The 25,194-nt window shown below is 52.6% G+C and carries 20 protein-coding genes and 1 pseudogene; 11 read left to right on the top strand and 10 right to left on the bottom strand.

The window, feature by feature from the left end:
- The first annotated feature begins 64 nt into the window (after nucleotides 1-64).
- The 7 genes from AC1S5B_RS20565 (at nucleotide 65) to AC1S5B_RS20535 (ending at nucleotide 12,292) form a co-directional block, all read left to right on the top strand.
- Nucleotides 65-1,942, top strand: a complete 1,878-nt coding sequence (locus AC1S5B_RS20565; RefSeq protein WP_482037567.1) for an eCIS core domain-containing protein — start codon at nucleotides 65-67, stop codon at nucleotides 1,940-1,942.
- A gap of 473 nt (nucleotides 1,943-2,415) precedes the next feature.
- The gene (locus tag AC1S5B_RS20560; protein WP_482037566.1) at nucleotides 2,416-2,814 is read left to right on the top strand and encodes a GPW/gp25 family protein; all 399 of its coding nucleotides are present in this window, start codon (nucleotides 2,416-2,418) and stop codon (nucleotides 2,812-2,814) included.
- 47 nt (nucleotides 2,815-2,861) lie between these two features.
- The gene (locus AC1S5B_RS20555; RefSeq protein ID WP_482037565.1) at nucleotides 2,862-5,060 is read left to right on the top strand and encodes a putative baseplate assembly protein; all 2,199 of its coding nucleotides are present in this window, start codon (nucleotides 2,862-2,864) and stop codon (nucleotides 5,058-5,060) included.
- Nucleotides 5,057-6,127: a phage tail protein gene (locus AC1S5B_RS20550; protein WP_482037564.1), complete on the top strand. Its 1,071-nt coding sequence runs from the start codon at nucleotides 5,057-5,059 to the stop codon at nucleotides 6,125-6,127. The genes AC1S5B_RS20555 and AC1S5B_RS20550 overlap by 4 nt, the downstream gene beginning before the upstream one ends.
- The gene (locus tag AC1S5B_RS20545) at nucleotides 6,120-7,511 is read left to right on the top strand and encodes a hypothetical protein (RefSeq protein ID WP_482037563.1); all 1,392 of its coding nucleotides are present in this window, start codon (nucleotides 6,120-6,122) and stop codon (nucleotides 7,509-7,511) included. Before AC1S5B_RS20550 ends, AC1S5B_RS20545 begins: the two co-directional genes overlap by 8 nt.
- A gap of 21 nt (nucleotides 7,512-7,532) precedes the next feature.
- Complete coding sequence (locus tag AC1S5B_RS20540) at nucleotides 7,533-9,752, top strand: hypothetical protein (RefSeq protein WP_482037562.1); 2,220 nt, start codon at nucleotides 7,533-7,535, stop codon at nucleotides 9,750-9,752.
- On the top strand, nucleotides 9,749-12,292 hold the full coding sequence (locus AC1S5B_RS20535) for a COG1470 family protein (RefSeq protein ID WP_482037561.1): 2,544 nt from the start codon (nucleotides 9,749-9,751) through the stop codon (nucleotides 12,290-12,292). The genes AC1S5B_RS20540 and AC1S5B_RS20535 overlap by 4 nt, the downstream gene beginning before the upstream one ends.
- Nucleotides 12,293-12,297: 5 nt before the next feature.
- On the opposite strand, the pseudogene AC1S5B_RS20530 reads toward AC1S5B_RS20535, so the two are convergent.
- Together AC1S5B_RS20530 and AC1S5B_RS20525 are read right to left on the bottom strand one after the other, a co-directional pair.
- Nucleotides 12,298-12,996, bottom strand: a pseudogene (locus AC1S5B_RS20530) (IS5 family transposase); the annotation flags it as partial.
- Between the two features lie 361 nt (nucleotides 12,997-13,357).
- Complete coding sequence (locus tag AC1S5B_RS20525; RefSeq protein ID WP_482037560.1) at nucleotides 13,358-14,320, bottom strand: aldo/keto reductase; 963 nt, start codon at nucleotides 14,318-14,320, stop codon at nucleotides 13,358-13,360.
- Between the two features lie 102 nt (nucleotides 14,321-14,422).
- Between AC1S5B_RS20525 and AC1S5B_RS20520 the strand changes: the two genes are divergently transcribed.
- Nucleotides 14,423-14,935, top strand: a complete 513-nt coding sequence (locus AC1S5B_RS20520; RefSeq protein ID WP_482037559.1) for a 3'-5' exonuclease — start codon at nucleotides 14,423-14,425, stop codon at nucleotides 14,933-14,935.
- 158 nt (nucleotides 14,936-15,093) lie between these two features.
- Here AC1S5B_RS20520 and AC1S5B_RS20515 read toward each other — a convergent pair whose 3' ends face one another.
- From AC1S5B_RS20515 to AC1S5B_RS20485, 7 genes are all read right to left on the bottom strand, one after another.
- Complete coding sequence (locus AC1S5B_RS20515) at nucleotides 15,094-16,206, bottom strand: substrate-binding domain-containing protein (protein ID WP_482037558.1); 1,113 nt, start codon at nucleotides 16,204-16,206, stop codon at nucleotides 15,094-15,096.
- A 59-nt stretch (nucleotides 16,207-16,265) separates the two neighbouring features.
- Complete coding sequence (locus AC1S5B_RS20510; protein WP_482037557.1) at nucleotides 16,266-16,988, bottom strand: hypothetical protein; 723 nt, start codon at nucleotides 16,986-16,988, stop codon at nucleotides 16,266-16,268.
- A 102-nt stretch (nucleotides 16,989-17,090) separates the two neighbouring features.
- Nucleotides 17,091-18,812: an extracellular solute-binding protein gene (locus tag AC1S5B_RS20505; RefSeq protein ID WP_482037556.1), complete on the bottom strand. Its 1,722-nt coding sequence runs from the start codon at nucleotides 18,810-18,812 to the stop codon at nucleotides 17,091-17,093.
- 63 nt (nucleotides 18,813-18,875) lie between these two features.
- The gene (locus AC1S5B_RS20500; protein WP_482037555.1) at nucleotides 18,876-19,034 is read right to left on the bottom strand and encodes a hypothetical protein; all 159 of its coding nucleotides are present in this window, start codon (nucleotides 19,032-19,034) and stop codon (nucleotides 18,876-18,878) included.
- Between the two features lie 1,139 nt (nucleotides 19,035-20,173).
- Nucleotides 20,174-21,277: a tandem-95 repeat protein gene (locus AC1S5B_RS20495; RefSeq protein ID WP_482037554.1), complete on the bottom strand. Its 1,104-nt coding sequence runs from the start codon at nucleotides 21,275-21,277 to the stop codon at nucleotides 20,174-20,176.
- Nucleotides 21,250-21,921, bottom strand: coding sequence for a choice-of-anchor Q domain-containing protein (locus tag AC1S5B_RS20490; RefSeq protein WP_482037553.1), 672 nt, complete (start codon nucleotides 21,919-21,921; stop codon nucleotides 21,250-21,252). The genes AC1S5B_RS20495 and AC1S5B_RS20490 overlap by 28 nt, the downstream gene beginning before the upstream one ends.
- A gap of 485 nt (nucleotides 21,922-22,406) precedes the next feature.
- On the bottom strand, nucleotides 22,407-22,955 hold the full coding sequence (locus tag AC1S5B_RS20485; RefSeq protein ID WP_482037552.1) for a DUF4347 domain-containing protein: 549 nt from the start codon (nucleotides 22,953-22,955) through the stop codon (nucleotides 22,407-22,409).
- 575 nt (nucleotides 22,956-23,530) lie between these two features.
- Between AC1S5B_RS20485 and AC1S5B_RS20480 the strand changes: the two genes are divergently transcribed.
- The 3 genes from AC1S5B_RS20480 (at nucleotide 23,531) to AC1S5B_RS20470 (ending at nucleotide 24,636) form a co-directional block, all read left to right on the top strand.
- Nucleotides 23,531-23,707 (top strand): hypothetical protein, encoded by a 177-nt coding sequence (locus AC1S5B_RS20480; RefSeq protein WP_482037664.1) that lies wholly within the window; start codon nucleotides 23,531-23,533, stop codon nucleotides 23,705-23,707.
- A gap of 9 nt (nucleotides 23,708-23,716) precedes the next feature.
- Nucleotides 23,717-24,148, top strand: coding sequence for a hypothetical protein (locus AC1S5B_RS20475; protein ID WP_482037551.1), 432 nt, complete (start codon nucleotides 23,717-23,719; stop codon nucleotides 24,146-24,148).
- A gap of 140 nt (nucleotides 24,149-24,288) precedes the next feature.
- Nucleotides 24,289-24,636, top strand: coding sequence for an HNH endonuclease (locus AC1S5B_RS20470; protein ID WP_482037550.1), 348 nt, complete (start codon nucleotides 24,289-24,291; stop codon nucleotides 24,634-24,636).
- Here the strand turns inward: AC1S5B_RS20470 and AC1S5B_RS20465 are convergent.
- Nucleotides 24,623-25,033 (bottom strand): hypothetical protein, encoded by a 411-nt coding sequence (locus tag AC1S5B_RS20465; RefSeq protein ID WP_482037549.1) that lies wholly within the window; start codon nucleotides 25,031-25,033, stop codon nucleotides 24,623-24,625. The genes AC1S5B_RS20470 and AC1S5B_RS20465 overlap by 14 nt on opposite strands.
- Between the last annotated feature and the right edge of the window lie 161 nt (nucleotides 25,034-25,194).

Genomic DNA, 25,194 nt, shown 5'->3' with positions numbered 1-25,194 from the left:
TAAAAACAATTTAATTCGGCTAAAGTTATTTATAGAGTTGGTCAAATTTTATCTGGTGATCGCTATGGAACGTTGTTACCGATCTCGCCCCACTCACGAATCAGCCGATCGCATGGTTGCGAATGTGCAGCCTCCCGGTTGGGGGAAGACAAGCCAAGATCAACCTCAACCCACGGTTTACCACGATTTTACCCATGTTGATCTGTTCTCCCATGAACCCCAGCGTACTCCAGTGCAGATGAAACTGACCGTCGGTGCGCCGGGAGACCAGTACGAGCAAGAAGCCGATCGCGTCGCGGCACAAGTCGTGCAGCAGATTAGTGCACCGCCCCCGAATCCATCATCAGGGCGATCGCAGTCCGATCCATCGGTTCAACGGGAAACCTTACCCGACGACGATGAATTACAGATGAAACCTATGGCTGACCAGATCCAGCGCGTGGACATGCCAGAGGACGAAGAACTGCAAATGAAACCCATAGCTGACCAGATCCAGCGCGTGGATATACCAGAGGAAGACGAATTGCAAATGAAGTCTATGGTGCAACGGCAAGCCGGAGAGGAAGCTGTCACCGCCAGTACAAACTTAGAAAGCTCGATTCAACAAGCTCGTAGCGGAGGACAACCTCTCGCCGATACCATCCGGCAACCGATGGAACAGGCATTTAGGGCAGATTTTAGTGGAGTCAAAGTTCATACCGATACGCAGTCCGATCAATTGAATCGATCTCTTCAGGCGAAAGCGTTTACCACTGGACAGGATGTGTTCTTTCGGCAGGGAGCCTATGAACCGGGGAGTCGAGGGGGACAAGAATTGATTGCCCATGAGTTGACCCATGTGGTGCAGCAAAATGGAGGCGCGGTGCAGCGATCGAAACTGGATCACGAATCACCACGGCAGCCCGGTTATGTGTTGCAAGAATTACGAATGGGAGAGGAGAGGCGGCCGCATGCGGTGGGAGGTCGGGCGCTCCCCATCAAGCCGACACCCACCATCGGCGCACTCACCGAAAAGAATGCGTGGGTTGGAGCAAGCGAAGCGAAGCCAGTGGTAATGCGATGGCCCGCGAAAATTCAACCTAGGATACCGAAGAAGAACGAGGAAACCGGGGCACAAAAGGAAGAGGCTGAGCTACAGAGAGAACTTCGCGTAGCCCGGAAGCACCGGAAAGATACGGCAACGACCGCAGTAGGCGGGTGGAGGAACGAAGGGTGCGTGCGAGGTGCGGGTCAGGTAGACGTGAAAGTTCGGATGAGTCCACCGTCTATACAAGCGTTCAAATTCCCATATGGGGGAGCGACAATCGATACGGAGACCGCGGACCCAACGGCTTGGAGTGACGATGTGAAAATTAAAGTGGCGCGCAGTTTGCGAATGTGGAGGGAGTCTGGCATCCATCCAACATCCGGGCAACTCTTGACGCTACAAGACGATAGAGAGATCAACGCATTTATAAAGAAGCTAAGTGTAAAAAAACCAAATCGGAGGGCAATATTCGGTTATAGTAATCCGCACCACGATTCGGCAATCGGACTAAACCTCTTAGAAGCAGGGGCCCATACGCCGTACGACCCGAATGTGTGGGCAACGAAAGAGGATTGGTTATTATCGCCAAATCGAAACTTCAGTACCTATTCACCAAACAGCCGGACGCAGGATTCCGTGTTCACGCAGGGCCACGAAAATGTCGTGTTTGGCCATGATATGGGAGCGAGCGTGCATTTTAACCAAACCGGCCACACGCAGAGTCCCGGCACAAACCGAGCGTGGAATCACCAGATAGGAATATTCCACGGATTAGAGCAGAGGGATAAGTCGAATGCATCAGGCGCGTATGCGCCGCAGTATCAGCAACCAAGCCAAAGTCTTGGGAGTCATCCTATGTACTGGGACCAGAATGACCCTCGGTACGATCCGCGATTTCGACGGGCTTTTCAATAGTGCGTTCGCCCGCCGTCGGTTGGGTTACGTACCGAACACCAAGACCGACACCGCTTCGGCAGGCACCGGTAAGAAGGTTTAACCAATGGATGCGTTGGGTTTTGCAAGGAGCACCAACAACTACGTTGTGCATTTATTCATAGCCGATGTGTGGCGGAAGTGCGATCGCCCTTTCATAATGTTGAGGTTCAGCAGAGGCGATGGCGGGAAACGAAAAGAGGGCGATCGCTGATTTTGTAGCAGTCAGCAGGCTAAATACGATCTCAATTTTTGTACTCTGCTGAAAATAGCGCGATCGCGGCTTAAGATGGGCTGAAACGCGATCACACTACCCAAGGGAGGCGATTGCGTTTGGTCAGATGCTCAACCCCAAAAATGGGGTTTCATCGCCCAATCCCTAACTTTCGTCAAATACCGTCAAAGTAGATGGCTCACTACAGTTGAAGGGACTCCCAGAGTTTGGAGCGTTGAACATGGCATCGCATATTGGTAGTGGCATCGGGTTTCCATTAAAGACGGGCGTTTCCGGCAACTTGCAACTGAGCGCTGAAGGGCAAAATTTAGAAGAATCAATTCATGTGATTCTCCGCACTAGCCTAGGAGAGCGCGTTTATCGCCCAGATTTTGGTTCTCGACTGTCGGAGTTGGTGTTTGCACCTTTAAATACGAATACGTTGCTACTATTGCGGCTGTATGTAGAGGAAGCGCTGGATGCGTGGGAACCTCGGATTGAACTGGATGAGATTTTGACCGATCCTGATCCCCTGCGGGGGCGAGTGGATATTACGATTCGGTATCATCCCAGAGATAGCCACGACTCTCGCAGTATGGTCTATCCCTTTTACTTATTGCCTGCCGACGTAGTTCAGTAGAGAGCCGATGCAATTGCCCATTCAGTGGTTTATGGTGAGGGATTTTTGTGGAGTTTGACTTTTTACCGCAGCTACCCAAATCGGATCTCGACGATCGCACCTTCAAAGATTTGGTGGATGAATGTCTATTGCGAATTCCCCGCTATTGCCCAGAGTGGACTAACCACAACCCATCCGATCCCGGTGTCACGCTCATTGAACTATTTGCGTGGCTAACTGACCAGATGTTGCTCCGGTTCAACCAGGTGCCACGCCGCAACTATGTTACCTTTCTAGAACTGCTAGGCATCCGGCTTCAACCGTCCTCTCCGGCTCACACCGTTCTCACCTTTTACTTAACCCGACCGCAAGATATGTTGCGGTCCGTCCCCGCCATTCCCGATGGGGCAGAGATTGCCACAGAGCGAACAGAAAAGGATACGGCGATCGTCTTTAGTACCAGCCAAGAATTGCAGATTGGGCTACCCCTGATTCGCTACTTTCTGACAGAGGAGGGCGCTGGAATACAACCGCAACAGGTGCGAGATCGCCTGACCAACCAGTGGATGCGAGATAGCGCGGGACGCTGGACAGGGCGACAGCAGACCGTATTTCAGATGATGCCCCAGACCAATGACTGTTTCTATTTGGTGTTTGATGCAGCAGAACCGTTGGATGGCAATGTGATTCTGTTAACGATCGAAGGCGAACCCGCAGGTTCTACCGGAATCAATCCCAATCGTCCACCGCGCCATTGGGAAGCTTGGGACGGACTGGGCTGGCAATCTGTGCTGTTGCGGGAAGAGGACGATGGCACCAAGGGGTTTAGTTTTGATGAAGTGGAACGACGAGGATTGACAGGGTTAACAGAGGCAGAGGTGACGTTGCATCTACCGTTGACCTGGGTGACAACGACATTTGCTGGCTATCACGGACGTTGGTTACGCTGTCGGTGTACCCAATCGGAGACGGAGCGGTTTAGTCGATCGCCCCAACTCACCACTTTGTATGCTCAGGCGATCGGTGGGCGGGTGAGGGCAAGCGAATGTTCCCATGTCGTGAATGAACTGGTGGGGGAGAGTGACGGCACACCAGGACAATCATTTTTCTTGCAATCGCAAAGTATTCTGGCGCGGCAGGAGGGGGAATATCTGCAAGTCTCGCCACCGAATGAACCACCGCAACGCTGGCAGGAAGTGGAAAACTTTGCCAATTCGGGCCCGAGCGATCGCCACTACACCCTAGACTCGCGCACCGGACGAGTGCAATTTGGCCCCTTAATTCGAGAGCCAAAACACTTGCAGGAAGAAGTGCAACTCCGACGGCAGGTGCAGTGGCAAGGGCACACGCTGAGTCAGTCCCACTTGGAGCGAGTGGAAACTCTAGAACGGCAATATGGCACAGTGCCCCCCCGCAATGCACTGCTGCACATGGTGGCCTATCGGACGGGCGGCGGCGATCGCGGCAATGTACCCAAACATGCGCTGCGGATTCTTAAAACCGCGTTGCCTTACGTCAAGCAGGTGACCAATCACGAACCCGCACGGGATGGAGCGAATGAAGAGAGCCTGGAAGAAGCGGTGCTGCGGGTTCCTCGCCTACTCCGGACTCGGAATCGAGCGGTGACGGCAGAGGATTACGAGACGCTGACATTGCAGGCAAGTCGCACGGTCGGACGTGCCTTTTGTCCTACTCAGCAAAATGGCAACCCGCCCGGAGTGGTGACGGTCTATGTGGTGCCACGGGTTAGCCTACAAAATTTGGAGCAGGGGATCGCCCCAGAAACCTTTGCCCTGACCACACCGCTACGGCAGGAGGTGGAGGAGTTTTTGGGCGATCGCTGTCTGTTGGGAACTCAGGTGCATTTGAGAGAACCGAGTTACGTTGGAGTCTCAGTGCAGGCGGTGTTGGGCGTAGAGCCAGACTATCAAGTCGGTGCAGCCCGTGTCGAGTTGCGCCAGTCCTTGAGTCGATCGCTGTACGAATTGCTGAATCCGCTCACAGGTGGACGGCAAGGAACGGGTTGGAGTATGGGAATGCCGCTGTACCAATCTGACTTAATCGGGCTGTTTCAAAGCACGAAGGGAGTGCAATACCTGGATACAGTGCAACTGTTTGAACTAAGACGAGAAACGGGGTGGCAGCGACAAATAGTGACAACAGGGTTTGTTGACCCAGGGCAGACGGGCGTGATTTGTTCTTGGGCAGATGTACAGCGACAGTCGGCACACCGAATTCAGATTTTAGGCGGGGAGGTACAACTATGAGCCAACGCGCTGATCGCCGCACGATTAGCCTCAAGTTGTTGCCGATGTCTGTGCCCAATCCGCCCAACGTGGGAGCGTCATCTCTGGCAACTTGGGGCGCACTGGCAGACACCCAACCCAGCAACCAACCCAGCAGCCAACCCAGCCTTTGTCTCTGTCCAGGTGAGGTGAGTGAACTGATCGTTCGCTTAGAGAATCATGGCGACCAGTCCTTAAACTACCGCTTGCAGGTTAGCGGCAACATCCCTCACGCATGGTATAGCCTCTACACAGAGGGATCAGCCCTCCAGCGCGAACACCCAATTGAGGCCGTGGTACGCTTCCGTCCAGATCCCGATTTCTTCGAGGGACGGGAAAGCCTCAGTCCAGAGCAAATGTTGAACCTGGACTATCACGGCGAAGTACGGGTTCACGGCGAGACAGGGGAATTGCTGGCGAGTGAACCGTTTCGGCTCTACTTACGTCCGCGCAGTCTCTATCCAGAGTTTTTACCAGCGGTGTATCGAGAAGTGGACTTCATCGGGCGGTTGATGAAGATTTTTGAGCAATCGTTTGAGCCAGCAGTGAATACACTCCAGACGCTGTGGGCATACCTTGACCCCATGACTTCCCCAGAATCACTCCTGCCGTTTCTGGCACAATGGGTGGGCTGGCAAAACGAAACGGCCTGGAGCGTAGAGCAGCAGCGATCGCTAGTCAAGCGAGCAATGGAAATCTATCGCTGGCGCGGTACCCGTTATGGCTTACAGTTCTATCTCCACATTTATACCGGCTTGCCCATGCAAGACCCGATGCGCTCGCCCTATGAACAACCGATTCAAATCCACACGGCTTCCGGACGCGGATTTGTCTTGGGCGAAACCGATCTCGGCCCTACAGCCATCCTTGGCGGCGGCAAGCCCTTCCACTTCAGCGTTAGACTCTGCCCCAACGCCGGACACCTGCTGGATGAAGCCTTGGTGCGGGCAATCATTGAGCAGGAAAAACCCGCCGTTTGCACTTACGACCTAGCGATCGCGCCTATCCCTGTTGAGATTGCCCCGATCCAGGAGACTGCTCATGTCTGAGTTCCGTGCCTACCCGCGCTTAGAAGCATTTGAGCGGTTGCAGATTAGTGATGGATTGACAATTAATGCAGAGCGATGGCAGCAGGCACACAAGTACCATCGCCAGCGGCAAAATTTTCAGTATCAAGCGTTGTATGAGCCGGGAATTGTCTATGGGTTGGGAGTTGCGCCCATCCCTGAACAGCCCGACGGTCGGTTGCTGCAAGTTCAACCCGGTGTGGCGATCGACGCTCAGGGCAACCCGATCATCGTAAAACTGCCGGAAGAGTTTCGCATCACCTCAGAAGCCACAGAAGGCCACATGCTGCTGGTCTATCTTGTTGTTAACTATGTCGATCCCGATGATTTGCGGCGTAGTCCAATAGCAACAACCGTGTCAGAAACGTTCCGAATCGTGGAGAAGCTTTACCTGAATCCCAACGATGTTGAACTCTGCCGTATTCAACTATTGCCAGAAACCACGCTGATTCAGGCTCCTGCTGATGTCTATGCGCCCAGCCCCAACCAGCTTGATTTTCGCGGACGCTGCCACCCTAAACACTATCCCCAGTTCTCCATCCAGGTGGGACAGGTGACAGGTGATCTTCCGGGCGACAATGCCTCGCTAAGCGGACTGACCGACTTGCTGCGATCGCTAGATGGTCTATATCCCAGTTTGCGCTCGGTTCCAACCGTGCAAACCTGCGCTGCTAAAACCTTGAGCCGGGAGTCTTCCCTCAACTGCCAACTGCTGTATGTTTCTTACAATATCCTGCTAACGCTCACAAATCCAGGATTGCAGCGGTTGCAGACCTATCTAGCTCAAGGCAACGTGCTACTCGTTGCGATAGATTTTGCCGAGGCGAATCTGCTCAATCTGCTGGATATTGGGCAGGAGTTGAGATCGGGATTAACGGAAGCCGAGCGCGACGGCGATACCCACACCATTGGGCAATTGCAGACAGAAGTGGATGCAAACCAGCGGACAATCGCCCAACGCCTGTTTGAGTTGGAACAAACCCTGACCGCGATCGCCCCCCGACTGGGGCTACCCTTGACTGGTGACAATCTGGTTTCTGGCGATCTGAGCTACGACCATCCTCTGCGATCGTTCCCCTTCCAATTCAGTCAGTTACCCCACCGTTTAGGGCATCCGATCCATGTGAAAAATTGGGGTGGCTTAGTCTGGATGGTGGGCGACTTAAGCCAATCCTGGGGACGCAACGCCCAGCCTACTCTGCTCCGTGAATCCCTCCGTTCTGCCCAAGAGTGGGGCATCAACCTGCTTCACTTTACTGCCCAACGCTATCACTGGCTTCAATCTATGCATCCCCTCCCCCCCGCGATTCCCATCCCCTCTCCACCGATTGATAGCCTCCAACACCGCATTCACCCTACTCCATAACCCTTATCTCTTCTTCTCCCCATGCCTGACCCAGCCACTACCCAAAAGCAGATTGTGACGGAGCTATCCAGTCGGCAGGTGACGCTGAGTGCGGGACAGACTATGGCGGTGTTCAACGCAACGGTTTACAACGACAGCGATCAATTTGCCTCCTTTCAACTGAAATTGTTGGCAGCCGGGGCAACAGGGGGAACTAGCAAACCCTGGTATCGCCTGACACCCTCGGTTTCCTCCAAAATTCCCGCTGGGGACAGCACTCGATTTCAGGTTGAAGTATTTGATCTGCCCTCGATCGCCCAAGAGTTTCAAGGATCAATCGACTTGACCGTGGAAGTCACCTCGCGGGAACTGTATAACCAGTACGATCGACAATCGTTGCGATTGCTGGCAACCGGACTTCAGGGCAAACCACCTGACCTCTCGCTTCTGATGCCTACCCTGCAAGCACTCCCCGGCGATCGCGTGGAGATCGTCGGACAGGTGCATAACCCTACTGCCATTCCAACAGAAGCGGTTTTGCGTCTAACCGGGTTGCCTGATCGCTGGTTTCCCGATGGAGTGCAACAACTGCTGTCACTGCCGTCCGGCAAACTGCAAAAAGTGACTTTTGAGTGTGAAATTCCGGCTCCGACTCAGGCGTTGAGTCAGGTGTATCCCTTGCAACTGGAAGCAACTGGGCGATTTCCCACAGCGATCGCCGTTGGAGAACTCCATATACTTCCCGCTGGAGAAAGGTTCTTCAACTGTGATCCGTTGGAATGCGCCATCCCCGAACAGTTAGGACGCTGGCAAAATCCAACTCAAGGAATGGCACAATTCACCCTCCAGTTCAACAACTTAAGCAACCTGGAACTTATGGCGCAAGTCAGGGTCAGGCAGTTGTCAAAACATCGTCGCTGGTTTTGGCAAAAAGAGCCGTTGCCCGCCGAACCTGTGTTCGCCTTGCCGCCCGGTGTGACGCTAGAATTGCCCAACCCTCTACCAATTGGATTCAGTCCCGCTTCCCTCCAGATTCATCGGCAGTTGCCCTGGTTGGGGTGGGCACGCTTACAGTGGTTTGAGGTGAAAGCAGAAACAGGGGACACGATTCCATTTCAACCGGAAACGCAAACGCTACAAGTGCATGTGTTTCCAGTAATTCCCTTATGGCTGCAACTGCTGGGAGCGCTGTTAGCGTTAGGATTTGGGGCGCTGCTGTTGGCGCTACTCACCGATCCGGGGCATCGTGGGCCGGTCAACTCGGTGCAGTTTAGTGGTCAGGGAACAGAAGTGTTGAGCGGCTCGGATGACCAGACGATTCGGCGGTGGCGGGTGCAGAATCAGAGCCTTACTACCCAAAATCGGATTGGCAACCTGGATAAGGCGGTTCGAGTTGTGCGCTACCGCCCCGTAAACAACGATCAAGCGGCGATCGGGTTTGAGAACGGTGAAATTCAGCTTGCCAACCTACTCACAGGACGACGATCGCGCTTGATTGCCGACAAGGACGATCGAGTATTTGACCTGGTGTTTAGCCGCGATGCCCGAACGCTTTACAGCGGTCATGGCAGTGGTTTAGTGCTGCAATGGGATACCCGCCCTATCCTAGAGCAAACGACACCCCAACGCGCCTACGATACAAAATTTGCGATCGAGGCGATGGCGTTAGTGGGCAACGATGATAGCCATCTGGCGATCGGGGGTCGCTACAATCGATTGCTAATTTTGGAGACGAAGAAAAATGCCAGCCCTGCCAAAACCGCTCAGTTTCTGGAAGTGCCTTATCCTTCCGGTAGTTCTACCGACTATATTTCTAGCCTTAGTGCTGCCGAGCAACAGCCAAACCTTTTGGTGATAGGCGATACGCAAGGGCGGATCAGCTTGTGGGATGCCCAAACCTGCCTCAAGAATCAAGGACGCTGTGGCTCGATCGAGCCACCCTGGCTAGCGCATGGCGGTAGTCCTTTGCGATCAGTGGCACTCAGTTTTGATGGCTGTTTTGTGGCAAGTGCGGCAGATGACGGCGAGGTGAAACTGTGGGCATTGGATGGTCAGGGGTTACGCCGTTCCAGTGTTCGGGAGGGGCGAGTGCTGGCGCGGAGCCGTAAGCCGATCAATGCCGTAGACCTGATCCAGGATCGAGATAGCATCTGGGTGACAAGCGGGGGTGACGACGGCAAAGTGGGGCTGTATCGGGTTCGGCTGGGAGGAGATGGACGGATGATAGATCGCTGCCCAGTGTTGGAAGGAGATGGATTATGAACGCCAACGATCTTCACAACGGGGCTACGCTGTTGGAAGGGACGATTGTATTTCAGCCGTTAGCGCTGATGGTTGCTGCTTGGGATGGCGATCGCGTTACTCCAGGAACAAAACATTACCTGGGAGTCACCCTAACCAACCGGGGCGACCAGGATGCGGTGGTGCAGGTGCGGTTAGAATCGCCCTCTGAGTTTTTGCAACAGTGGTGTGTTCAACCGGAGCAATGGCTAGCCCTGAGCAGCAACAAAAGCGGCGAACTCACTTTCTGTGTTCAGGTGCCGGGGGATGCTGTGCCCCAGTGGTTGGATTATGAGGTGATCGCCCGTCCGCAAGCGGCCTACGCCGATCACTATCTGCCGCCTACCCGCCGTCGGCTGCAAGTTCTCGCACCTGAAATTACTGAAGCGACTCAAGATCCCACCTTCAGCTTGAGTCCCGTAACTACGCCCGATCGCCCCGAAATTGTCCAACCAGGAATTCCAATTCTAGTGGAGCTACTGGTCGAAAACCGATCAGAGCGCGTGGATCGATTTAGGCTGGAGTGTACTGGTTTGCCAGAAGATTGGGGCATCCAGATCACCTATCCCCGCGAACAGAGCGGATTGGGGTTGATGCAAGCTGACGATAGCGTGGGAATTAATCCTGGCGATCGCGGCATGATTCAAGCGCTGCTGCAACCGCCACCATTACCGTTAGCGGGTAGCTACCTGCCCACCTTTCGCCTCGCCTCCGAAAATGATCCGACTCTAGGTGTTTTGGGACTGGTGTACTTGAGAGTCGAACCAGTCTATCAATTTCAGGCACAGTTACTGCCCCCACAGGAGCAAGTGCGCCATCATCCGGCTGAGTTTAACCTTCAATTCACCAACCTGGGGAACACGGATCGACAGGTTCAAGTCAACCTCACGCCCCTAAAACAGCCTGGACCTTGTGTTTACGTGCTGCCCACTTACGACATCACGCTGCCGCCACAATCCGTCGCGCAATTGCCTCTCAAAGTCACGCCGCAGCGCTGGTGGGTGCGCCCTTGGCTCGGCAGGGGAAAGGTGTATCCTTTCCGGCTCGATTTTGTTGATCCCGATCAGCAGCCCGTCACGCCTGCAACTATTCTAGGTGAGCTAACCTGGCTGCCCCGTCCCTGGTGGCAACTCCTGTTAGCGGCTCTCGCTGCCTTGGGCCTGATAGGAACGCTAGCATTTCTGATCTGGTGGTTTTTTCTGCGTCCGCCCACTCCTCCTCAAGTTAAAGAGTTTGCAGTAGAGGATAGCCAATACACTGAGGCGAACGGTGACATGGCGCGAGTCCGCTGGCAGATTGAGCAACCCCAACAAATCAAAACCTTGAAGCTCACAGGCTACAGCCCCGACGGAAATATTCTTAGCGGTCCGTTGGTATATGAATTTGTCAACGGTCAACTGCCTACCGCACTGGAACCGTTTTGCACCCAGCAGAAAACCTTGCTGACATGCAGCCAGATTCGCACCGATGCTTTTCTTCCTGGAAAATATGTGTTTGAACTAACGCTGGTTCCCCAAGGACACCGATCAACTCCGGTTTCGCTCAAATCAAGTCCAGTGGAAATTACCGCCAAACCTGCACCCACTGTTACGGCTCTCGCGCCCCGATCGTTGTTTTATCGAGAAGCTGCCCCCGGTAAACCCACTCCGGCGGAACAGGCGATTCCAGTTGCCGATCAAAACGGAGTCCAGCTTGATTGGGCGGTGACGATGCCGCAAGACTTAGCAGCGCTGCATCTGGTGGGGCGTGATCAGGATGGCAGAATGGTAGGCGATCGCTGGTATGAATTCGCCGCACCCGGTCAATTGCCTGAAGCGCTACGCCCGTTTTGCAGCCTGAATCAGGTTTTGATTTGCCGCAATGTGCCCACCGGGCTGACGGCAGTTGGGGACTATCGGTTTGAGTTGCAGGCAGTCTCAGCCACCAGCGCTGCCAAAACCGAACCAGAATCAGCCACGACCGCCAAGCCCAAAACCACTGAGATCATCAGAATTCAGCCACAAACGCCACAAATTCTCAGCTTTCAAATCAACGGTCGGGAGGCTCCGGCTAAGGTGTTGATTCCAGTCCGCCAAGGTCAACTGCTGCCGCTGGTGCAACTCAGTTGGCGCGTTCAGGGCGGCTCTACCACCCGCGTTGAACTCGCTCCCTCGCCGGGAAATGTGCCGCTGACTGGTCGAGTCAACTTTCCTCTCAGTCCCACTGCCAGCACGACGATCGCCCTTCAGGTCACATCTCCCAGCGGCAAACCACTCACCCGCTCTGTCACCATCGAAGTCTTTAACCCCACCCCGCCCGACCCCACCGCCGCCGTTACTGCCGCGATCAAAGCCGCTGCTGCCGCTGCCCGCCCGGCTCCCTCCCCCTCACCCGCCGCCTCTCCCAGTTCCACCCCTTCTGTCCCGAAGCCTGGAGCCACACCCTCCGATTCAGCCCCCTTCGGTGTTCCCTCTCCCACTACACCCGATCGGCTCTCTCCCTCGGAACAGCCACCTCAGTTCAATAGACCTCTTTCAAATTAAGCTGATTAAGCCTCCAGAGATAATTCATAGTTGTACAAGGCAGCAATTAAATTGCAGCGCAGTCCATAACGACGACAGCGATTGCGGTAACGTTCAGCCAGGATTCTAAAGATCTTGAAGCGGCGATTGACGTGTTCAATCCCAATCCGCTCCCCCGCCAATTCGCGGTTCATCGCTTTTTCGGCTGCACTGAGAGATCCCCCCTTGGGTTTCTTGATAGGCAAGCGACTGTTGGAATGGAGCTTTTGGATACCTTGATAGCCTTTATCTTGCAAACTTTCGGTCTCCGGGTGGATATGCACCTTTGAGGCTTGAAACAGCTTGAAATCATGCCGACTCCCTTTGCCAAAAAACAAGCAGATGACTGCCCCAGTGTGCGGGTCAATCACGACTTGGCATTTGAGCGTATGTCGTTTTTTCTTGCCGGAATAGAACTGGCGTTGATACTGCTGGGGGCGCTCGTAGGGCTACGCCCCGCCGAAGGCGTATGGGGTTTCAGTGACATCAATCACCACGACCTTGGGACGACCAAATCCCTGAACCAAGCGCTTCTTCCCTGGGATGCGGAAGTATCTTGAACGCATCAAGTGGTCTTCCACCCAATGAACAATCCGGCAGACTGTCGCTTCGCTGCTGCCCCAACTGCTGCCGATGTGAAAGTACGTGCGGTACTCTCGCCAATACTCCAACGCGACTAGCACCCGATCGCCCGTGGCAAAAAATTGAGCAAGATTGAAAAACAAATTACCGCTCTCAAAACCAAGCTAGAAAAGTTGGAACTGAGAGCGGCGGCAATGGGTTTAGTCGCTTTTGTGATTGTGCAGATCTTGAGCGATCGTGGGATCTAGGATTTCAGCCATTCTATAGATATTTGATAGGTTTACCCTTATGCGATCATCCTAAATTTGGGTACTATGGAGAGCGGTTATGGAATTGTTTGGAATGAGGATATTGATATTAGTGAGTATGAGCTTTGACACAATCTAATTTACAATCCCGAGGCGTGCTTAATCGCCCGTCTCACCATTCAGCTTCTGGAACGGCTTTAAACTACCCATACTTTCATCAGGCTGACATCAGTTGCTGAAGGCGCTGGGGTTCTTCCCCAAGCCAGGTTGGATGTTGGGCAGTGCCATCGAAAATGGATGAGGTTTTGAATGGTTCAAACTCACCGCGTGCTCCTGCTTCTGCCGTTTTGGCTAACAACGCTTGCACCTGCTCGTCCGTCATAGGCTGAAATGTCTGTACAGCTTCCATCGCTTGATCAAGAAACTCCATACTGTCTATGCCAGTGATCACAACTGAGGTCGGCAGATTCAGTGCGTAGTGGAGACACTCGATCGGGGTGACCGTCTTGGAGGGCAGCAGAATCCCGTTTGCCATACTTTTCATACCCAGTACGCCGATATTGCGTTTTACCAGTTCTGGCACAACCAGTTTAGCGAAGCTCCGATAGTGGGCATCCATTACATTCAATGGCATTTGAGCCGTAGCAAACTGAAAGCCATGATTGTCTGCGACTTCTAGCATGTGCAAATGAACCTGCGGGTCTTTGTGCCCCGTAAAACCGATGTAACGCAGCTTTCCAGACTCTTTGGCTTCAACTAACGCCGCATTTGCTCCCTCTTCATCAAACACACGATGCGGATCTTCAAACCGCAGGATTTCGTGATGCTGTACCAGGTCAATGTAGTCAACTTGCAGGCGTTTGAGGGATTCATTAAGCTGTTTGGTAGCCTCTTTTTTAGAGCGCCCATCAATTTTCGTCATCAGAAACACCTTGTCACGATACCCATCGCGGAGTGCTTTCCCCATGCGAATCTCACTGGCTCCATCGTTGTAATCCCAACTGTTATTCATGAAAGTAATGCCCCGATCAACCGCCGTGCGTACAAGCCGGATCGCCAGTGACTCATCGATGTGCTTCAAGCTGAGGTGCCATCCCCCCAGCCCGATCACAGAAACCTTCTCTCCGGTATTGCCCAGTGTTCGATGGAGCATCTCTGAACGTGATTGATTTTCTGTCATCTTTTTTCCTACTTTTTTGTGGTAGTGCGCTAGACCTGTGACTAGTTGATCCAAATTGTCTGATACGTTTAGCTCTGCCAACACTACCCACAGGTCTACTTCATGACCACCTTTGTTGCTTTGGATTTTGAGACCGCTGATCATGGGCGCGATAGTGCCTGCTCGGTAGGGTTAATCCGCGTGGAAAACGATCTCATTGTGCAGCAGGTGCATTACTTGCTGCGTCCGCCGCGTGCGACCTTCCGGTTCACCCACGTTCATGGCATTCGGTGGCAGGACGTGGCAGACCAACCGACCTTTGGTGAAATATGGGCTTCGATGCAGTCGATCCTTCAGGGTGCTGCTTTTCTAGCCGCCCATAATGCTTCTTTTGACCAGGGCGTGCTCTATGCGTGCTGTGACCTTTATGGCATTGCTCGACCGCCACAGCCCTTTGTTTGTACGGTGCAACTTGCTCGTAAGACCTGGAACCTGCGTCCGACGAAACTGCCCAATGTTTGTGAATACCTGGGCATCGAGCTAGAGCATCATCAAGCGTTGTCTGATGCAAAAGCCTGTGCTCGCATTGTTCTAGCAGCTCGCCAGTCACAAGCAGCTTGCCAGGATCGGGGTTGAACCCATCAAACGTAAGCGCCCACGTGGAACCCGACTCTTGTCACCGTAACAGGGATTGCTTGCTTGATCTCACCCCCCTTAACCGTCACAGTCCCAACCCCTTGCAGTTCGAGCAGCTTGTCTCAGCCTAATTTTAGTCGCCCATCGCGTTAGTATCGCTAATTTGATCGCTCCCATAAACGCTGAATTTCTTCAATCACGGGTGCATCGGGTAAGGAAACGATCTGGGTTGTCGGCTTTACCTCGCTGCCAGGGATATTTTGTCGCCAAGGGCTGTTGGGCACGGATTGGAGATCGACGGCTGCGTTGACGGGACGAAAGCCATACTGCACAAAGACGGCTTGCTGTTCGGGTTGGGTGAGAAAGTCGAGAAATTGCTTGGCAGCGTTGGCGTTACTGCTATCCACGTCACGCTGAATGATCGCGGCGGTGGAAGTGGTTTCCATCGTGGGATTGGGGTAATAGATTTGGTAAGGTTTGCCCTGAGTAGTGGCGGATTGCTGCCAGCGGTACAGCACATTGCTTTCGTACACCGTTGCCACATCAGCATCGTTCTGTCCCCTCACAATGAACTCTTGCAGCAGCGCATCGCTAGATCGGGGTGGTTGATAGACCGATCGCTTGACGAGACTCACCAAAGATTGAGCATTTTGGGAATTTAACTCGGTTGGTGTCAGTGTCCCACCCAGTTTGGATTGCAGCCACAGGCTGAGGGTGAGTTGTCCACTATTGGAGCGGATGGGGTCGGTCATGACAAAATCAAAGCTACCCCAGTCTTTTTGTCCACCGATTTTGTTCCAGGAGCCGCTTTTCATTGCCTGTTCTAGCCGATCCCAGCGGAAGCGTCCATCAGGAAATAAGGCTTTGCCGCGTTCCGCCCAGGCGATCGCCACGAGCATGGTTTTTGCAATGGGGCGAGGCGCTTCCTGAAACGGGTCGCTGTTGTTTTGAGTTTTCCAGCGGGTTTCTAGCTCTTTGAGTAGATCGCCATTAGCAGGAATCAGAATCGTCGGCTTAAAGTCGTTTTGGTCATTCAGATATTTATTAACCAGTTCTTGCGATCCTTGAAACTTCAGCGTCAGATCAATATTGGGATGGCTCTGTTTGAACTTGGCTTCCATCGCTTGCAGGGGTTCTTGCAATTCCGTGCCGCTGACTACCACGATCGCTTGCCGCAACCCTGGAATGGGCGCATAAGCCAACACCAACGCGGTCAGAATGATGGCACCGGAAAGCAGCGATCGCCGCGTTAGTTGATCCTTCTTTTTCATAGCTGGCATCCTTTCGTAAGTACGGCGTTCGGGGTACAGCGTTCGGAGTTTGTCATTTACTATTTGCCCCTTGTTATCAGCCCAATGTGATCTTGAAAAAGGCTGAATTCATTGCTGAGCGATCGCAGTTCTTCCGCTTGATCTGCCTCGGTCAGGTTAGCGGTACGAATTTGGTTTTGCATTCCCTGAAGCACTCCTGCCGAGTCCAGAATCAGGGTAGACAGGCTCAATACTTGGGCTTGACGGGCATCTTCGCCTTGACGTGCCAGTTGAATATTGTGTCGCAGACTATCGGCAAGGCGGTTGAGTTGGTCACGGGCAACCCCAGAACTGGTCGGAATGCGTGTGGTGACTTCGGTTAGCTGCTGCTGCAATTCTTCCACGGCTAACAGAGAATCGGCTCCGTGCATTCGTCGGCTTAATTGATCAATTTTGGCGGGAAGTTCTGTGGCGCGATCGCACGCAGACTGCACCATCACCAACAGATCCATTTGATTCGCCTCAGTCAACAATCGGCTTGCCTCTTGGCGTAAACTGTTTGCCTTTGTTGCCAAATTAGTGGCTTGTAACCGCACCGATTTCAACTCCTGCTCCAACGCTGGATTTTCTAAAATGGGAACTGGCTCAGAGTTTTTTTGCACCATAGCACCCCCCGTGGCGATCGCTGCTGAGATCGGCAATATCACCCACGACGGCAGATTTGCCAGCCTCACTCCTGCCACTAAAACCACGGCACCCGCCAGCACAGACAAGGGATAAACCAAAGGATTTGCCAGTTTCATATCAAATGACGAATGACGTTTCTTGAGTGCCCAATAGCGCTATGTGGCGAAGTGCAAGTTTTAAGTTTTGAACTCGACATTCGCACTTCGTACCTCGCACTTCTAAAACTCTACTTGTAGATCTGCCATCAACTTTGCGATCGTTTCAGGTTCGCCTTTTGAGTAATAGCCGCCGTTTAGATCAGCAATTTTTTTCAAAGCAGTGGGGTCAAATTCCCCTTCTTTGCCATAGCCCACGGTGAAGAAGGCGATGCGTTGGTCACTGTTGAAACCGCTTTTTTGCAGTTCGGCACTCAGTCCATCGAGCTTGATGGAAGAGCCGGTATCTTCGCCATCGGTCAACACCAACACGGCATTGATCGCATCTTTGCGGAGATTTTGCTGGAGCCAGTTGCGACCTGCCAACGCCGCATCATACAGGCGGGTGCCACCGTCGGCATTGAGGCTGCTGATAAACTGAATGCCGCGATCGCGTCCTGATGGTGTACCATCCACCATCACGGGTTGGCGAACCTCCGAATCAAAATCAATCAGCGCAATGGTGTCCTTGGGTCCCAAACTATTGATGTAGGTTTGCAAAGTACTTTGGACGGCGGGAAGTTTATTACCGCTCATAGAACCAGAGGAATCGACCACTACGACCACCAGCGAAGGCTTTTTAGCAGCAACCTGCCAGGATTTCAACATGGCGTTCACTACTTCCGGCTTGGGCGGACGGTAGGAGTCATATTGCGCCTGCGGATTCACCCCAAACTCTGCCGTAAATTTCGGGCTAAGGGGGACTCCAGGTTTGCCGGGTCGCAACCCTAAATTAGTGACAATTGCTTGAGCCTCTGAGGTTTGCAAGTAGGTAATTATCTGTTCTGCGGCGGCTTTTTCATCCACGCTCACCCAAGGAGCCTTGGGCAAAATCACCCGCATATTAGACGTAAAAGTGGATTTGGGATAAACCGCCTGATAGCGCTGCTGTCCGGGTTGTAGCGTGGAGTTGGCTTCAATTACGGAAGATTCGTAGACCGACCCAACCGATGCCCAAAATGCGCCGTTTTTCACCATCGCCTTTGCGAGAGAATTGGTAGACACGCCATAACGAGTAACCTTGCTTTGAATCTGCTGTACTTGCGGTTGGTAGCGAGTTACATCCTCGACGGTCATTTGCTCTGGGCGCTTGCCCGAAACAGAAGCGAACTGCGAGACAAGGGTTTGCAAACCAGAGTTGGAGCGAGTGGGAGCGGTTTGGACGTAGTGGATTGCGATCGCCGGACTCGCCGGATCAATCTCTTTATGGGTTTTAGCGGTGCCCAACACTTTAAACGGGTCATCCAGCTTTTGCAGACCGGGAGCAATATCCGCTTGCGCCATCAATACCATCGGGCTATTGGCAATCAGCGGCGAATCGGTAATGTCGGGAATGTAGTTTTGTCCCGGAAACAGTTGATTCATCTGATAAATCAACTGGCTTTGATAAATTTCGCCATCCACGGAAACTAGGGTCGGAAACTCTGGCGAATCTGCCGGAAGCGTACCTGACTTAAACTGCTGCGCCTTGGAAACCACAGCGGTGACTACATCACCGCTACCTTCCGCTTTGCAAGATAGAAAGAACTCTTTGCCATTGTCGAGTTTGGGGCGCTGTTGATTGAATTTTTCGGCGGTCTGATTACAAATATCTGCGAGGGCACTACCCACCAGAAATTTGACTTCAAATCCAGAATATTGAGCTTGGGGAGAAGGCTTATCGGCTTGTGTTGTGCAGCTACTCAGCAGCAATAGTCCAACGAGTGGAATGATGCCTCGATTGTACGATCGCCAATTTTGGTTCATAGATGACCTACAGGTTAGGAGACGATACGGAATTGTCATCAACCTTCTTAAGTATCACAATTATCAGGAGTGGCTGATCATTTCGCGATCGCCGTTAACACTTCCAACTTCAGCCGCGCGATCGCCTATTTCGGAGACTCCACCCTGTAAGCTCCGTCGCATCCTTGCCTGCCATCCCATTTGCCTTCCCTTAAACAAACCGCGATCGCACCTTCGATTCACAACGGCAATAGCTCATTCCCACCAAAAAGTGGTCGCGTATCCTTTCTAAGCCAACCGCGATCGAAATTACGCAAATTGATTAGGAAACCACTGAGTTATTTTTAAGATTGAAGCAACATGGGGTCCGGCAACGATTCATGTAAAAATCAGCCATTTGCTTGAACCTCTTGCCCAGCAAGGGGGTTAGTATTACTTGAGTGATAAGTTCTCCTAATTTCAGAAAAAGCGGGTATTTACCTGATGACCTACTTTTGCACTAAATGCTATCCCAAAACATGCGTTTTGCAGTTGGTAGAAGCCCAAATAAAGACTTCAGACACCGATGTTTCCGTTGCTTAATTGCGAACTCAGCAATTAAGCAACGGAAATAGGGCGTTTCAGCCGTTTTAAACAGTTAATTTAGTCCAATCAGTTTTGCTGATTAATTACCTGACCATATATCCATTAAGCGTAACTTCTCGGTACTTGGCCTTGACAGTATTCGTCGGCAAGCGAACGGTGGGTCGAGCCGACATACGACCAAAAAAGTGTAACATGAGGCTGTAACTCCTTCCCTGTAGGAGTTACAGGAAATAGATGATTTAAGCTGTACTGCTGAAACCCTTGAGTAGTAGAGGTTTGGACTACTTTTGGACATTGTACTAATCAAAAATCAGTCGTACATAGCCTTTTTTGATGTGGTTTCAACGGCTGAAAGCTCCATGCTCTCGTAGCACTTCTGCCGCTCACACAAAAGTGCTGCTTCTGAGCCTCGCCTTCAATAGATTCTCTAAAACTCAATTCAAATAAGGCTTTCCAGCTCATCTTGCACTTTTTTGGTCGTATATCGGCTCGACCCCGATTACCTGTTTGAGCAGTTTGTCACCCTAATGCGAACCTCGCGCCAGCAGCCTGTCGCCTAAGAAAACGTGCTCTGAACAGGGCGCACCTGTTTAGGTATCGGACTTTCGGTCAAAATCTAACGCGATCGCCCTTCTACACCGAAAGAGCGATCGCGGTTTTGATTGAGGCTAGGACACCACGACAAAATCGGTGACATCAATCAGGTTGAAGTTGACATTATCGAGATACGCTAGCACCTCACCCGTATGCACCGTCACCAATAGCTTGGTACGAGTGCCTCCTGCTGAATCGTCAGTTCATTGTCGGTCAGATCGCCCGGTCAGAACGAATTTGTCGATGCCATTCTGAAAGTCCTGAATCGTGTCAGTGCCTTCCCCTGCGGTCAGGATAAAGCGATCGCTGCCATTGCCCCCGTTGAGGATGTCGTTACCCAATCCACCCCGCAACACATCATCCCCGTTGCCGCCAAACAAGAAGTCGTTGCCAGCGCCACCAAATAGAGTATCCTCACCATTGCCACCATCGAGGCAATCGTTGCCAGCGGTGCCATTCAGGGTATCTTTACCATTGCCGCCGTTCAGGTTACGACCGACGGTGACGGTAAAGGTAGTCGGGGTGATGGTCGTACCATCGCTGACATTAACCGTGATCGTCGCCGTGCCGAACTGGTTGTTAGCAGGGGTGAGGGTAATCGTGCGGTTGGCACCAGAGCCTCCCAAGACAATGCTGCCATTGGGAATCAAAGCGGTGTTGCTGGAGGATGCTGTCACCGTTAAGGAACTCGCTGCGGTTTCCACATCGCTAATGGTGAAGGAGATGGGAGCCGTTGCTGTGCTTTGGAAAGCGTTTTGATTGGCAATGGCGCTAACCACTGGCGCATCGTTGACGGGCGTAATCACCAGATTAAAGGGGCTGGAGGTGGAAAACTCCCCATCACTTGCCGTCACTTTCAGTGCTAGGGTGCCGTTGAAGTTGAGCGTGATGGGGGTGCCAGAGAAGGTGCGAGTTGCTGCATTGAAGCTTAACCAGGCAGGTAGAGCCGTGTCATTGGCTAACGTTGCACTCAAGCTGAGAGTGGCATTATCCACATCGCTAAAAGTGTTGGCGGGAATGGTGAAGTTCACCGCTGTATCTTTGGGACTGGATTGATTACCCAAGGGATTCGCCACGATGGGGGCATCGTTAACGGGCGTGATGGCAAGACTGACGGTGGCGATGTTAGAGGCGACGGTGCCATCGCTGAGGGTGTAGGTGAAGCTGTCGCTACCGTTGGCGTTCGCGTTGGGAGTGTAGCTAAAGCTGCCGTTGGCGTTGAGCGTCAGGCTCCCCTTCGCCAGGGAAATGGCGCTACCCACATTTGCCGCGCTGCCATTCACGGAGCCGACGGTCGACCGGTCCATACTGGGTCACTGTCGGCACCGTTGGGAGTCGTGTTGGTGATCACGTTGCCCGTCAGCACGGTGTCTTCGTTGATGGTGAAGCTGTCGTTGCGGGCGATGGGGGGGCTGTTGGGGGGGGCAGAGCCAAACTCAAAGGCACCGATGTCTACCGTGCCGCCGACAATGCGAACAAAACCGCGCTGGTCGGTGGTGACTCCAGCGGAGATCAGCGCGTTGCTGCCCGCATTGATGGCAGGGCTACCGGCGACGAGGGCGAGGGTTTGGGTGAGACCGCCATTGTTAGCGAGGGTGGTGTTAAGAATGGCGCTGAGGGCAACGCTATCGGTCGTGATATCCCCGGTGCTGGACACACTGGATTGTGGACTAAATAAGCCACTGTTGCCGTTAACGCCCAACAGGTTGTAGCTGGAGGTCAGCGAACTTTGAAATACGGAAATCTCACTACCCCTTGTGGCGGTATTGCCTGCGACGATGCTGTTGCTCAACGTCGTATTGGTGCGGTCGGTTTTGATGCCACCACCCTCCCTAGGTGCCGAATTGCCAATGATGGTGCTGTTGCTCACCGTCAATATGCCATCTCTGCTGAAGATGCCACCGCCTTGGAAAAGCTCGACCGAGTTGTCAATGATGGTGCTGTTGCTCACCGTCAGTGTACCGAAGTAGTTGTAAAGGCCAGCGCCTATGGCTCTTGCTGAGTTGCCAATGATAGTGCTGTTGCTCACCGTCACTGTACCGACATCGTTGTAGAGTCCGCCGCCGTCAAAACTCGCCGAGTTGCCGATGATGGTGCTGTTACTCACCGTCAGTGTGCCACTGTTCCGGATGCCGCCGCCTCTCTCCTGAGTTGAGTTGCCGCTGATGGTCAACCCTGTGAGAGTGGCAACTGCTCCGCTGCTAATGAGAGAGGCGGTGTTGGTGCTGCCCGTGATCGTGATTTGCTGTCCGGTAGCATCAATGGTCGTTTGAACACTGTCCGTCAGCGTGAGGACGCCCAGGCTGGCGAGGTTAATCGTGCCACTGAGCGAGAAGTTAATCGTATCTGCCACACCGACACTGGTATTTGCCTCGACGATCGCTTCCCTCAATGAGAGAACGCCGTCACCCGCATCGACTATGTCGTTAGTCGTCGTTACTGTGTAGGTTGCCAGCACATTCTGATAGGCTGCCTTTGCCCAATAAAGGGGACATCGGAGGCTTCAATGCTGCCCGTGCTAAATTCCAAATCCCAGTCGCCACCGAGGGTTGCACTGCCCGTCAGGTCACTCGATGCCGCCACATCTGCACCCGTGAGGGCGGCAATCTGGCGAATAAAGTCCTGTCCAGTGGTATCCGCTGCCAGGTCACAGCCATAGAACAGCAGATCGGCATCCTGACTGAATGCCCCCGCCCAGGATTGCAACGTTGCATAGTCGGGTAACGTGTTGCTGTTGAGGCTAGTATCGCCCAGTTGTAAGGCTCCATTGGTGCCGTGAGAATAGAGCGACACCGCCGCTAGGTTGCTGTAGCCTGCCAACACTTGGCTAATCTGGCTCAACTCATTGCCTGCAGTCAGCAGATAGACCGCGGTGGTGGGACTGAGTCCATTCACCAAAGTTTGATAATCTGGTAAGGCGGCATCGACAAAGGCGATTTCTTTGACAGGGGCACTGCTACCCGTTTTTTTTAGAGTGAAGGGCAATCGCAAAGGCTGGCTAAACCCCGTGGAATTGGGTTAGGCGACGTGAAGGAATCCACCATTCATTATCGATGAACCGCAGCATCCAACGACGTACCATTGGATACGCCAGAGAACGATTGAGCATCAAGCATTGAGTTTTTATTCCTGTAGTTGAGAATGGAAACAAATTGGGTTGCAATAAAAATTAGCCCAGCAAGCAAGAACTGCTGGGGCAGAAATATAGAAATATCCCAACTCAGAGAATAACCGAAGTCTTAGTAGGATTGCCTAGCAGAATGGAAAATATTATTCACGCCGTAAATTTACGTAAGCTTCACAAATTCACACGGGTGAACTGAGGCAGATTGCTAAGAGTTTGCTAAGGCGCGATCGCATCGCTTCTTTAAGCTTCTCCACTCATCGACCTCCAATCAACTTCTGCTAACCACTCCCTGGTTATTTGCAATATTGCTGGATGGGGCTGAATGCTAATAGGCTTCAAGGTGACGACTATGCAATCTAAGTACGGGACAAAAAGCTTGAAAGAATGAGTAGGGTGGGGTTTCATCAGAATTACCACACTCATGAGAAACCCTATGAGCCAATATAGCGAATTAAAGCAAGTCCTCCAAGCGCAATTGAACTGGCATGGAGCGAGGATTTCATTTCTGGCATTGTTTTTGTTGGCACTGCTGAAAGTGGGGTTGAGTCAGCATCTTATGTCGGGTCAACCCCTTAAAGTGCCTCTGCTATCTTCAGGGCAAAACGCCTAGTTGAATCTGATGTTGATGTGTGCAGGCATCAGCAGTCCGGGCACCCTGGCAGAAGTGTTTCGCGGCTATAAGGGCGATCGCCATGCTCCCCAACTGATTGCCGAGGCTGAGGTGGTGAAAGCAACTCCTCTACCGCCCTTGAAAGGCTCATTCTTTAACCTGGCGGGCGGTAAGGGCTTTCAGCGTCCGTTTGAACTGGCAACCCTGCGGTTGAAGAATATGGCAGAGGTGTTGGGACATTGGAAAACCTACGTGCCAGATGCAACTCATTTGACTCAGCGGAGTGAAATGTTTCTGTTTGATGGCAACGGTAAGTTGCTTTATGAACATCAGGACAGTGGCATTCTGGGCTTCGCTGCCCAGATGAGTGACCCACTCTCGTTTTTGTGGGCTGAACCCTTTCTCTCTGGTGATGCTAGCCCTGATACCCTGACGATCTAAGGGGAGGAAGTTGATACATTGCAGTCCTGCTTGAGTGTGATGGAGTGAGTTATTTAAGGCTTTGCTCAAACGCATTTTATGCATCGTGGCTTCACTCTTTTCTTTAGTAAACTAATGGCAATCCATTAACAACACGCGAGATGAGCGCACACCCACCCCTCAGAGAACTGATTAAACCGCAAAAGCATAAGCTTAAGGCAGCCGTTAAGCAAAGATTTGGGGGAGCGTGTGCTTTTTGTGGATGCATTCCCCGATTTCTGACCTTGGATCATATCGTGGCGAGATCGAAGGGTGGATTAGACGTGAAATCAAACTTAGCGCCCGTTTGCCAACGCTGCAACCGAAGTAAAGGAAGCCGCCCACTTTGGGAATGGTGGCAAGCATCTCCTTGGTGGAATGAGGAGCGAGCCATCCAGTTGGCCGCGAGCGTGCTCGTCTGCAAGATTCCAGGGTCAAGCCTAAATGAGGGTCAGTCTAGACGTGGCTAGATTGATCGAGACGATTTGGATCTTGTACACCCGTTAGCAGATTCCAGAGTTCATGATCCACTTCGGTTTTGGGTACATACCAGTTATCGGCGCTGGCTTCCTGGTTGCCCATCGCGCTAAATTGCTCTCGATTTGGATCATTTAGATCGATATAAGTTGCCCCTTGCTTTAATCGAGTTCCCACCGGTAGCACTGGAATGCGCTTTAGTTCGTCGCTACTGAGACCAAATAAATGATCCTGTACCTCTTTTAGGTCGAATGCGGTGGGTGCTTCTAGCTCAGCGAGTGAGCTTTCAATCCCATGATTTTGTCCGGCCATGGAGTCTGGATGCAAATCGTGTTCCCATTCGTCGTTGATGTTTTCGGGAACGTGTTTCGACTTCTGTGCTTCTGACATTGCGGGGTTTCCTTGCGGCTTGCTCAACCTTCACATTAAGAGCGATCGCCCAAACAAAACCCCATCTAAAGACGTAAATAATGGGATAAACTCCCTGTTCTATCTTTTCTGTAGAACATCGCTTTTGCGCGATTTAGGCGTATGGCAACGATTCGTCTAGA

The organism is Leptolyngbya sp. CALU 1928 (assembly GCF_056784215.1).
Note: the sequence above shows the minus strand (reverse complement) of the source record. Positions and strands in the feature narration are given on the sequence as shown.

What these genes read in the sequence shown, in the direction of transcription:
- AC1S5B_RS20565 (WP_482037567.1), top strand. Translation starts at nt 65, where the DNA reads ATGGAACGTTGTTACCGATCTCGCCCCACTCACGAATCAGCCGATCGC.
- AC1S5B_RS20560 (WP_482037566.1), top strand. Translation starts at nt 2,416, where the DNA reads ATGGCATCGCATATTGGTAGTGGCATCGGGTTTCCATTAAAGACGGGC.
- AC1S5B_RS20550 (WP_482037564.1), top strand. Translation starts at nt 5,057, where the DNA reads ATGAGCCAACGCGCTGATCGCCGCACGATTAGCCTCAAGTTGTTGCCG.
- AC1S5B_RS20545 (WP_482037563.1), top strand. Translation starts at nt 6,120, where the DNA reads ATGTCTGAGTTCCGTGCCTACCCGCGCTTAGAAGCATTTGAGCGGTTG.
- AC1S5B_RS20540 (WP_482037562.1), top strand. Translation starts at nt 7,533, where the DNA reads ATGCCTGACCCAGCCACTACCCAAAAGCAGATTGTGACGGAGCTATCC.
- AC1S5B_RS20535 (WP_482037561.1), top strand. Translation starts at nt 9,749, where the DNA reads ATGAACGCCAACGATCTTCACAACGGGGCTACGCTGTTGGAAGGGACG.
- AC1S5B_RS20525 (WP_482037560.1), bottom strand. Translation starts at nt 14,320, where the DNA reads ATGACAGAAAATCAATCACGTTCAGAGATGCTCCATCGAACACTGGGC.
- AC1S5B_RS20520 (WP_482037559.1), top strand. Translation starts at nt 14,423, where the DNA reads ATGACCACCTTTGTTGCTTTGGATTTTGAGACCGCTGATCATGGGCGC.
- AC1S5B_RS20515 (WP_482037558.1), bottom strand. Translation starts at nt 16,206, where the DNA reads ATGAAAAAGAAGGATCAACTAACGCGGCGATCGCTGCTTTCCGGTGCC.
- AC1S5B_RS20510 (WP_482037557.1), bottom strand. Translation starts at nt 16,988, where the DNA reads ATGAAACTGGCAAATCCTTTGGTTTATCCCTTGTCTGTGCTGGCGGGT.
- AC1S5B_RS20505 (WP_482037556.1), bottom strand. Translation starts at nt 18,812, where the DNA reads ATGAACCAAAATTGGCGATCGTACAATCGAGGCATCATTCCACTCGTT.
- AC1S5B_RS20495 (WP_482037554.1), bottom strand. Translation starts at nt 21,277, where the DNA reads ATGGACCGGTCGACCGTCGGCTCCGTGAATGGCAGCGCGGCAAATGTG.
- AC1S5B_RS20480 (WP_482037664.1), top strand. Translation starts at nt 23,531, where the DNA reads ATGAGCCAATATAGCGAATTAAAGCAAGTCCTCCAAGCGCAATTGAAC.
- AC1S5B_RS20475 (WP_482037551.1), top strand. Translation starts at nt 23,717, where the DNA reads ATGTTGATGTGTGCAGGCATCAGCAGTCCGGGCACCCTGGCAGAAGTG.
- AC1S5B_RS20470 (WP_482037550.1), top strand. Translation starts at nt 24,289, where the DNA reads ATGAGCGCACACCCACCCCTCAGAGAACTGATTAAACCGCAAAAGCAT.
- AC1S5B_RS20465 (WP_482037549.1), bottom strand. Translation starts at nt 25,033, where the DNA reads ATGTCAGAAGCACAGAAGTCGAAACACGTTCCCGAAAACATCAACGAC.